Consider the following 6,368-nt stretch of genomic DNA (forward strand, 5'->3'; position numbering starts at 1 on the left):
GATTGGATAGACGAAATATCGGGGTTATCGACATTGGCTCAAATAGTGTGCATCTGGTTATTGGCGAATACTACAACAATGAATATTTTCAGATTATAGATGACGTGAAGGTGAATGTCCGTTTAAACGATGGACTGGCAGAAACCGGAAAACTGCAGCAGGATCGGATGGATTTCGGGATTGAAACCCTGGCCATGTTTGTCAGTATGTGCGATGCCTACGGCATTGAAAAGGTTATTGCTGTGGCAACGGCAGCGGTTCGAAAAGCATCAAACGGAACAGAATATGTTGCTCGAATCAAAGCTGAAGTCGGTCTGGACGTCACCGTTATTCCCGGGGAGGTGGAGGCTTCGATGGACTATCTGGGAGCCATCAACACCCTGGATGTCAGGGATGCTCTGCTGATGGATATAGGCGGTGGGAGTACCGAATTTGTGCTCATCAAAGACCGCAAAAAAGTGGAGGTCGTCAGTCTGCCCTTTGGCTCCATCGATTTGGCTGAAAAGTTTGATTTAACAGACGTGGTTTCAGAAAAAAAACTGAAGGCCCTGGATGAATTTTTGAAGGAAGCCTTTAGTAAAACCCCAATCCTGAAAAAGGCCATCGGTCTGCCGGTGATTGGGGTTGGTGGAACCATTCGAAACGTTGGGCGGATCCACCGCAGCTTCAATGATTATCCGATGGAGATTGCCCATAATTACAAGATGGGTTCAAATGATGTTAAGCGGATCTGTGAAATGGCTGCCAGTATGAATTTAGCGGAACGCTCAAATCTTAAGGGCCTGTCAAAAGGACGGATTGATATTTTTGTCGGTTCCAGCCATACCCTGGAGCGGGTGATGAAACACATCGATTCGCCAGAACTGATTATCAGCAATGCCGGCTTGCGGGACGGTATTATCTATGATTATTTTGGTTATAATGAGGATAATCTGGTTTATGATATTTTTGAGCTGTCACTGGTTAACATCATGCTCAACTTTAATGTCAATATTCCTCATGCATACCATGTACTTAAGCTGACCGAAAACTTGTTTGAGCAGCTACGCCCGCTGCATGGCATTAAAGAGGATGCCCGGAAGATGATTCGTGCTTCAGCCATGCTCCACGATGTGGGTATTAAGCTCCAGTTTGGAAATCATCATGAGCATAGTTTTTATATCATTTTAAACTCAGGACTATTGGGCATTGAGCAAAAAGAGCTGTTAATGAGCGCTTTTATTGCCCTCAACCATCGAACCAACAAAAAAATTCATATCTCCGAAGAGTATTTTGGATTGCTTCAAGATGAAGAACGACATTTGATCGATCAACTCAGCTTATTTCTGCAGATCTCCGAATATCTGGACCGTAGCATGGATGGTGTCGTAAAAGATGTGAATTGCGTGATTATGGAAAAAGAAGTCCAGCTTAATGTCCTCACTACCGGACATTCGGTATTTGATAACATGATCATCAACGAATGTGGCAAAAAATTCAAACGGGTCTTTAACAAAACCCTGACTATTAATAATAAGGTCATTATTTCACGGCGATAAAAAAACTCCAATTATTCAATTTTTGAATAATTGGAGTTTTTCTTATTTGTTTCTGTGGCTTTTGCCCAGATATGCTTCTTTAATACTATCATCAGCCAGTAATTCCCGGCCAGTACCTTCTTTGGTTATTTTTCCAGTTTCCAGCACATAGGCATAATCGGCAACACGGAGTGCCATGTTAGCATTTTGCTCAATCAGAAGAATGGTCATTCCTTCTTTATTAAGGGTTTCGATGATATCAAAAATACCCTGAACAACCAGCGGCGCCAGACCCAACGATGGCTCATCCATCATCAGTAGTTTTGGTCGGCTCATCATCGCCCGACCTACCGCCAGCATTTGCTGTTCGCCACCAGATAAGGTTCCGGCTTGTTGCCAGGAACGTTCTTCCAGACGGGGGAAGAGTCCGTAAATCTTTTGAATGTCTTCATCCAGATTATCCTTGCGCATATAAGCGCCAATTTTCAAATTTTCCAGCACTGTCAGATCCGGGAAAACATGTCGTCCTTCCGGAACCAGGGTGATGCCCTTATCGACAACCTTTGTGGTGTCCAGGCCCAGCAGTTCGTCACCGTGATAGGTAATGCTTCCAGCTTTTGATTTAACTAGATTGACGATAGCCCGGAGGGTGGTGCTTTTTCCGGCACCGTTTGCTCCGATCAGGGTTACAATTTTTCCTTCCGGCACTTCAAGATCGATACCCTTAACGGCTTCAATGCCGCCATAGGCGACCTGTAAATTACTAATCTTCAACATCGGCGTCTACCCCCAAATATGCTTCAATAACCTTCGGATTATTCTGAACCTCATCTGGGGTTCCTTTTGCGATGGTACATCCAAAATCCAATACATAAATATGATCAGAAATTTCCATAACCAGATCCATATGATGTTCAATCATAAAAATGGTCAGATCAAAATCAGTTTTCAGTTTAAAAATCAGATCTGTTAATTCATCTGTTTCCTGAGGATTCATCCCCGCTGCGGGTTCATCAAGCAGCAGCAACTGCGGCTTGGTTGCCAGGGCCCGGGCGATTTCCAGATGGCGTTGTTGGCCATAGGGCAGTGACGAGGCTTTTTCATTTTTAAGATCGATAAGGCCCAGCCGTTCCAATAAAAATTCGCAATCCATTTTAGCCTGACGTTCGCCTTTTCGGGCTTTTGGTGCTCTCAACATGGCCGACAGAAAACTATAATCGGCATTCAAGTGAGTAGCAACCAGGACATTTTCAAGAACCGTCAGTTCTTTAAACAGCCGGATATTCTGAAAGGTTCGGGCAACGCCCATACCAGTTATTTTGTCCGGTTTCTTGCCGGTAATATCAATCTCGGTAGTGGCACCACTTTTATCGGTTGGGGTAAAAAGTACTTTTCCGCCAGTCGGTGTATAGACCCCGGTGATGACATTAAAGGCGGTGGTTTTACCGGCGCCATTCGGTCCGATCAGAGCGGCTAGTTCACCTTTTTTTATATCGATATTTAAGTCGTTGACGGCAACAACACCACCAAACTGCATGATGACATTTTCGGTTCTCAGAAGACTCATTAATTGCCACCTCCTTCAGTTGATGTCTTTTTTCCGCTCAGTTTTTTCTTGATGGATCGGTATTTCTGAGCAATGAAATCCCAGGTGAGCTCATTGGTACCCATTAAGCCCTTTCGATAGAAGAGGACAATGACCATTAGCAGAAACGAGAAGACAACCATTCTCAGACCAGGTCGAAAGATCGGCAGATCCAGCCCGAAGGCCATTGGTTCATCCAGAAAACGCAAGGCTTCCTGACCCAATGTGACCACAAAGCTGGCAATGACGGTTCCGGAAATACTGCCCATACCGCCAAGGACAATGATCAGTAAAAAGTTATAGGTCAGGGTGAAATAGAATTGCTTAGGGTCAACGGTACCTAAAAGAGCGGCAAATAAACCACCGCCGATACCGGTGAAAAAGGCACCGATCAGGAATGAGGTCATCTTTGTTTTAAAGAGCCCAACTCCCATCGCTTCAGCAGCTATTTCGTCTTCACGGATCGATTTAAAGGCTCGTCCATAGGTTGAGTTAATCAGCAGGACAGTTGCGATTATGATCAGTATGGCAGTCCCGAAGGTCCACCAGAGACTGCTAATGGTGGGAATGCTCTTAATGCCCAGGGCGCCATTGGTAATGGACTGGGTATTGGTGAAGACAATTCGGATAATTTCGGAAAAACCAAGGGTGGCAATGGCCAGATAATCGCCACGGAGCCGTAAACAGGGTGAGCCGATAAAAAAGGCCACGAATGCCGAAGCTAAACCACCCAGAATCAACGCCACAATAAAGGGCAATTGAATATTGGCTAGAAATGGTGCCATTGGTTCAAGATAAAAAATCGCAGCTCGTGATTCGATGGGAACTGTGAAAACCGCCACGGTATAAGCTCCAATAGCCATAAAACCAGCTTGTCCCAAAGAAAATTGTCCAGTAAATCCGTTAACCAGATTCATTGCCAAACTGACGATGACATAAATAGCACACAAATTCAAAAGTCGGCGCAGATAAGAATCGACAAAAATGTCGGCTACACCGATCCCAACGAGGAGAACAACTAAGAATACGGCTGTTTTCCAGTGGAGCTTTAAGTAGGCACCGATGCTGTTTTGAGTTTCTTTCATTTCTGGTACCTCCTCTAAACCTTTTCCACTTGTTTCTTACCAAGGAGTCCATTGGGAAGAAATAGCAGAATTACAATCAAGATGACAAATGCGATGGCGTCCCGATATCCGGTAAGAGCCGGAAAGAAGGCCACCATCAGTACTTCGGAAAAGCCCAGGATCAAGCCGCCAAGAACGGCACCCTTAACGTTACCGATCCCGCCGATAACGGCAGCGATAAAGCATTTAAGTCCCGGAACAACGCCCATGAGGGGTAACACCGATGGGTATTTCATACACCATAAAATAGCGCCAACTGCGGCCAGCGCCGAGCCGATCGCGAAGGTGGAAGAAATAACCCCATTGATCTTAATGCCCATGAGTTTGGCCGTATCATAATCAACCGCTACCGCCCGCATGGCCATCCCAATTTTAGTTTTATTAATAATAAAAAGTAGTGCGGACATCAGGATAAATGCAACAATTGGAATAACAATAGAAACTGGCTGAAAAGACAGTCCGCCAATAAAAAAAGGTGTTGTCATCAGTGGAAATTCTGGGAACGCTTGTGGTTTTCCAGAAAATAAGTAGGTGGCAACATTTTCCAGTAAAAACGAAACCCCGATTGCTGAAATCAGCAGTGATGTCTTGGGTGCATCCCGCAGGGGACGATAAGCGACCCGCTCAATGGTGACACCCAGGAGCATGGTTAAACCAATCGTGATAATAAATGTGACATACCAGGGAAGAAAAAATACCGCAATCCCAAAATATGTAAAATAGGCAGCCATCATAAAGATATCGCCGTGGGCAAAGTTGATCAGTCTTAGGATACCATAAACCATGGTATAGCCTATGGCAATCAAGGCATACAAACTCCCGACTGATAAACCATTGATAAGTTGCTGTAAGAATGTTTCCATTGTCATTCCAACGACCATAATTAAAACCTCGTCATATCATTTAATTTAAATTGAGGGTATCTGATAACAAATACCCTCAATGTTTGTTTTAGACGGGTACGTAAACTAAATACATGACTGTATTTAGTTACGCACCCTTGCGTATAAAAGAGAGTCGTACTAAACAACGACCTCTTTATGTAAAGCTATTGTAATAAACTAGTCAATCGTTACAGAGTCAAGGTAAGTGAATTTACCATCTTTGACTGTTTTGATGATCGCTTCGTTCTTTGTGGCATCGCCGTTGGCATCAATAGTGATCATCCCGGTAGCGCCTTCAAAATCTTTGGTAGCAGCCAATGCGTCACGGATAGCAACTGGATCAGCAGATCCGGCACGTTCGATGGCATCCAGAGTCATCATGTAGCCGTCATAACCAAGAGCGGTTACAGCTGCAATGTTTTCACGGTCTGGATAGGCTTTTTTGTATTCAGCAACAAATGTTTTGCCAGCTTCAGTCAGTGGGTTGGTGTCATCAAAGAATGTTGACATAACAGCGCCTTCTACATCAGCACCACCAACAGTGATAAATTCGTTGGTTTCCCAGGTATCGCCACCGATAAATGGAGCAGTGATGCCAAGGGCACGAGCTTGTTTGATGATTAAAGCTGACTCAGTAAAGTTACCAGGAGCAAAAATTACATCTGGGTTAGCAGCTTTGATATTTGTTAAGATACCATTGAAATCCTGGTCGCCAGTGTTGTAGTTACCAGTTGCAACGATGGCATTTGGATCGCCAGTTAATTTGACAAATGAATCGGTGAAGAATTTAGCCAAACCAACAGAGTAGTCATTGGATACTTCCTGAATGATGGCAACTTTTTTAGCATTCAGTTTTTTGGATGCATAGTTAGCCATTACCGTACCCTGGAAAGGATCAAGGAAACAAACGCGGAAGTAGTAATCATTTCCGGCAGTTACCTGTGGGTTGGTAGCAGAAAGTGCCACAGCAGGAATCTGGTTGGTTTTAACAACATCACCAGCAGCGATGGAGAGTGAAGATCCCCAGGAACCTAAGATTGCAACAACCTTATCTTTTTCAATTAAACGAGCGGCAGCAGTTGTTGCTTCAGCTTTGTCTGATTTGTTATCAGCAATAACTAGCTCAACTTTTTTGCCTAATACTTCGGGACGTAATTGGTTAGCCAATTCAACCCCTTCAACTTCCAGTTCACCGCCGGCTGCGTTAGCACCGGTTAATGGTTCGAACACACCAATTTTAATAACGTCACTGTCAGCG

The 6,368-nt window shown here is 44.3% G+C and carries 6 protein-coding genes; 1 reads left to right on the forward strand and 5 read right to left on the reverse strand.

What is annotated here, in order from left to right:
- The first annotated feature begins 2 nt into the window (after positions 1–2).
- Positions 3–1,538 (forward strand): Ppx/GppA phosphatase family protein, encoded by a 1,536-nt coding sequence (locus Q7J41_RS16985; RefSeq protein WP_304889628.1) that lies wholly within the window; start codon positions 3–5, stop codon positions 1,536–1,538.
- 42 nt (positions 1,539–1,580) lie between these two features.
- Here Q7J41_RS16985 and Q7J41_RS16990 read toward each other — a convergent pair whose 3' ends face one another.
- From Q7J41_RS16990 to Q7J41_RS17010, 5 genes are all read right to left on the reverse strand, one after another.
- Complete coding sequence (locus Q7J41_RS16990; RefSeq protein WP_026393786.1) at positions 1,581–2,294, reverse strand: ABC transporter ATP-binding protein; 714 nt, start codon at positions 2,292–2,294, stop codon at positions 1,581–1,583.
- Positions 2,281–3,084, reverse strand: coding sequence for an ABC transporter ATP-binding protein (locus tag Q7J41_RS16995; protein WP_304889629.1), 804 nt, complete (start codon positions 3,082–3,084; stop codon positions 2,281–2,283). Before Q7J41_RS16995 ends, Q7J41_RS16990 begins: the two co-directional genes overlap by 14 nt.
- Entirely contained in the window at positions 3,084–4,187 is a 1,104-nt protein-coding gene (locus tag Q7J41_RS17000; protein ID WP_304889630.1) for a branched-chain amino acid ABC transporter permease, read from the reverse strand. The genes Q7J41_RS16995 and Q7J41_RS17000 overlap by 1 nt, the downstream gene beginning before the upstream one ends.
- Before the next feature lie 14 nt (positions 4,188–4,201).
- On the reverse strand, positions 4,202–5,095 hold the full coding sequence (locus Q7J41_RS17005; RefSeq protein WP_304889636.1) for a branched-chain amino acid ABC transporter permease: 894 nt from the start codon (positions 5,093–5,095) through the stop codon (positions 4,202–4,204).
- Positions 5,096–5,287: 192 nt separating this feature from the next.
- Positions 5,288–6,368 (reverse strand): ABC transporter substrate-binding protein (locus Q7J41_RS17010; protein WP_304889631.1); only part of this gene is annotated, 1,081 nt, incomplete at its 5' end.

Source organism: Acetobacterium sp. (assembly GCF_030652775.1).
GTDB lineage: Bacteria > Bacillota > Clostridia > Eubacteriales > Eubacteriaceae > Acetobacterium.